Below are 2,417 nucleotides of genomic sequence, written 5' to 3'. Positions count from 1 at the left end.
GCCCGCCGGCCTGGGCGGCACCGGTCCGGTGGCGACCGCCGCGCCCGGGGCGACCCGCCCCGGGGTGACCCGCAGCACCGCCGTGGCCGCCTCGCTGGCGGGCGCCGGGACCGAGTCCTTGCGGAGGTCGGCGCGCGGGTCCGCGATGACGGGCAGCGGGATCTCCCCGGTGTCCGCCTCCGAGTCCACCGCCCGGACCCGGTCCGCCGGCGGCGCGTCCACCGGAGCGGTATCCACCGGGGCGCCGTCGGCCGGCCCGGAGCCGGACACCAGCGCCACGGCCTGGCGCCCCGCGGAATCCAGCGCCGCCGAGTTCAGCGCGGCCGAGTTCAGCGCGGCGGGCTCGATCGCGCCGACGGCCGCGCCCGTGAGCGAGGCCAGCGTCGCCTTGATGTGGTCGAGGTGCTGCTGCACCGTCTCCAGCCTCGTCGCGTACTCGCGCTGCTCGCGCTCGCTCGCCGCGTTGATCCGCTCGGCCTCGCGCCGGGCCTGCTCGATCAGCTGGTCCGCCCTGGCCTGCGCCTCGGCGTCGCTCTGCTTGATCTGGCCGAGCACCGTCTCGCGGAACTGCTCGGCCTCCTTGACCCGCCGCTCGGCGGTGGCGGAGACCGCCGCGTCCTCGGCGTCGGCCTCGGCCTGCGCCTCGGCGAACATCTCGTCGGCCTTGCGGCGCAGCTCGGCCAGCTTGGCCTCGGCCCGCTCGGAGGCCTCGGCGGCCGCGACCCGGACCTTGGCGGCGTGCGCGGTGGCGGCGTCCCGGACGGCCCGGACCTCGCGGTCGGTCTCGGCCCGGATCGCCTCGGCCTCGGCCCGGGTGCGCTCGTCGGTGCGACGGGCGGCGGCGTCGGCCTCGGTGCGGGTGGTGGTGGCGTACTCCTTGGCGGCGCGGTCGAGCGCCTGGCCGGCCTCGTACACCTCGTCGCGGAGGTCCTCGGCGAACCGCTCGGCCTTGTCGCGGACGGCGCGGGCCTCGCCCTCCGCCATCCTGGCCAGGCCGGCGGCCTCGTCGCTGAGCACCTGGTAGTCGGGCTCGGGGGCGTCGGCGGCGGCCTGCTTGATCTCGGCCAGCCGGCGCTCCATCTCCCGGAGTCCGGCGCCGAGCACGCTCAGCCGTTCCCACCCCTCGTCGCGCTGCGCGGTGAGCGCGGTCAGGGCTCGGTCGACCTGCTCCGGCGCGTAACCGCGCCGGGCAACGGTGAAGCCGTACTGGGGGACGGCGTCGCTCATGGGCTCTTCCCCTCGTGTCGCGGGCTGCGGAGCCCATGATCGGACGGATCGGTCTGCTCGGGCATCGGGCGGATCGAAACATGTCGAGGATGGACGTTTGCGACCATCCTCTTGACCTATTTTGCGCGGATGTGGACGAAACCCCAATGAGGCACCGCCGCGCCGGTACGCCGAAGGGGCCGTTCCCAGCACCGGAACGACCCCCCTGCCACCTGCGCGGATCCGGCACGGCCTGCTTAGAGCAGACCGTCCCAGAACTGCTCCAGCAGCACGGCCCACCAGGTGTCCGCGGACTGCAGGGCAGCCGGGTCGATCGCGGCCAGCTGGGCCTGGAAGTCGGTCGTCCAGCGACCGGCCTGGTCCGGGGTCAGCCCGTACCGCAGCCGCCACATCCGGCCCAGCAGGGCCAGGGAGCGGACAAACTCCGGTACACCCGTGTTGACGAACCGGGGGGGCTCGCCGGTTCCTTCCAGGTCCACCGCGACCACGTGCGCCGTGCCGTACTGCACGCAGAGCTGGCGGCCGTAGTCGTTGCCGAGCACCAGGTAGCCGCCGAATTCCGGGCCGCCCGGCAGACCGCGCTCGGCGGCCAGCTCGGCGAGCGTCGGGATCGGCCGGCCCTCCTGGGCCTGCGCCCAGAAGAACGGACCGAACTCGCGCGGCAGGCCTGACCACATCAGCGTCTGCGCCACCGGTTCGGGAACGCCCTGGCGGGCCACCGCGCGCTGCTCGAAGCGGAACACGTTCGGCCCGAAGGCCTGGCCGAGCTCCTGGGCGAGCTGCTGCGGCGCGAGCGGCGGCAGCGGCGGGACGGTGCCCGGGGCCGGCAGCGGCACCCGGAACGGCCGGACCCGCTGCGGACCGGAGGCCAGCTGGTGCAGCTCGTCCAGGTGGTCGAGCAGCTGGGCCATGCCGGCCTGCCGGGAGTGGTGGTCGCGGCCGTAGTCGGCGGTGTGGGTGAGCCGGACGTTCGGCCAGGAGGCGGCGATCATCCGGTTGCAGTACCCGCCGGGCAGGTCGCACGACTCCAGCTCGGTGTAGAGCTCCAGCACCTGCTCCGGCGGCACGTTGAGCCGCCGCAGGTCCTGGAGGATCTTCCACTCCGGGTGCGGGGTGCCGGGCTCGCTGCGGTGCAGCAGCTTCTGCTCCGAGCCGTCCGGGCCCCGGTAGCTGAGCGCGGCGAAGTAGCC

At 74.9% G+C, this 2,417-nt stretch carries 2 protein-coding genes; both read right to left on the bottom strand.

Features of this window, described 5'->3' with window-relative positions:
- Positions 1-1,227, bottom strand: a 1,227-nt coding sequence (locus ABD308_RS26805; RefSeq protein WP_344339522.1) for a coiled-coil domain-containing protein, incomplete at its 3' end; no start/stop codon positions are given.
- A 236-nt stretch (positions 1,228-1,463) separates the two neighbouring features.
- Positions 1,464-2,417, bottom strand: a 954-nt coding sequence (locus tag ABD308_RS26800; protein ID WP_344339520.1) for an SUKH-4 family immunity protein, incomplete at its 5' end; no start/stop codon positions are given.

The sequence above is a fragment of the Kitasatospora putterlickiae genome (genome assembly GCF_039527695.1).
Lineage (GTDB): Bacteria > Actinomycetota > Actinomycetes > Streptomycetales > Streptomycetaceae > Kitasatospora > Kitasatospora putterlickiae.
This window is presented reverse-complemented; position numbering and strand designations above follow the sequence as displayed.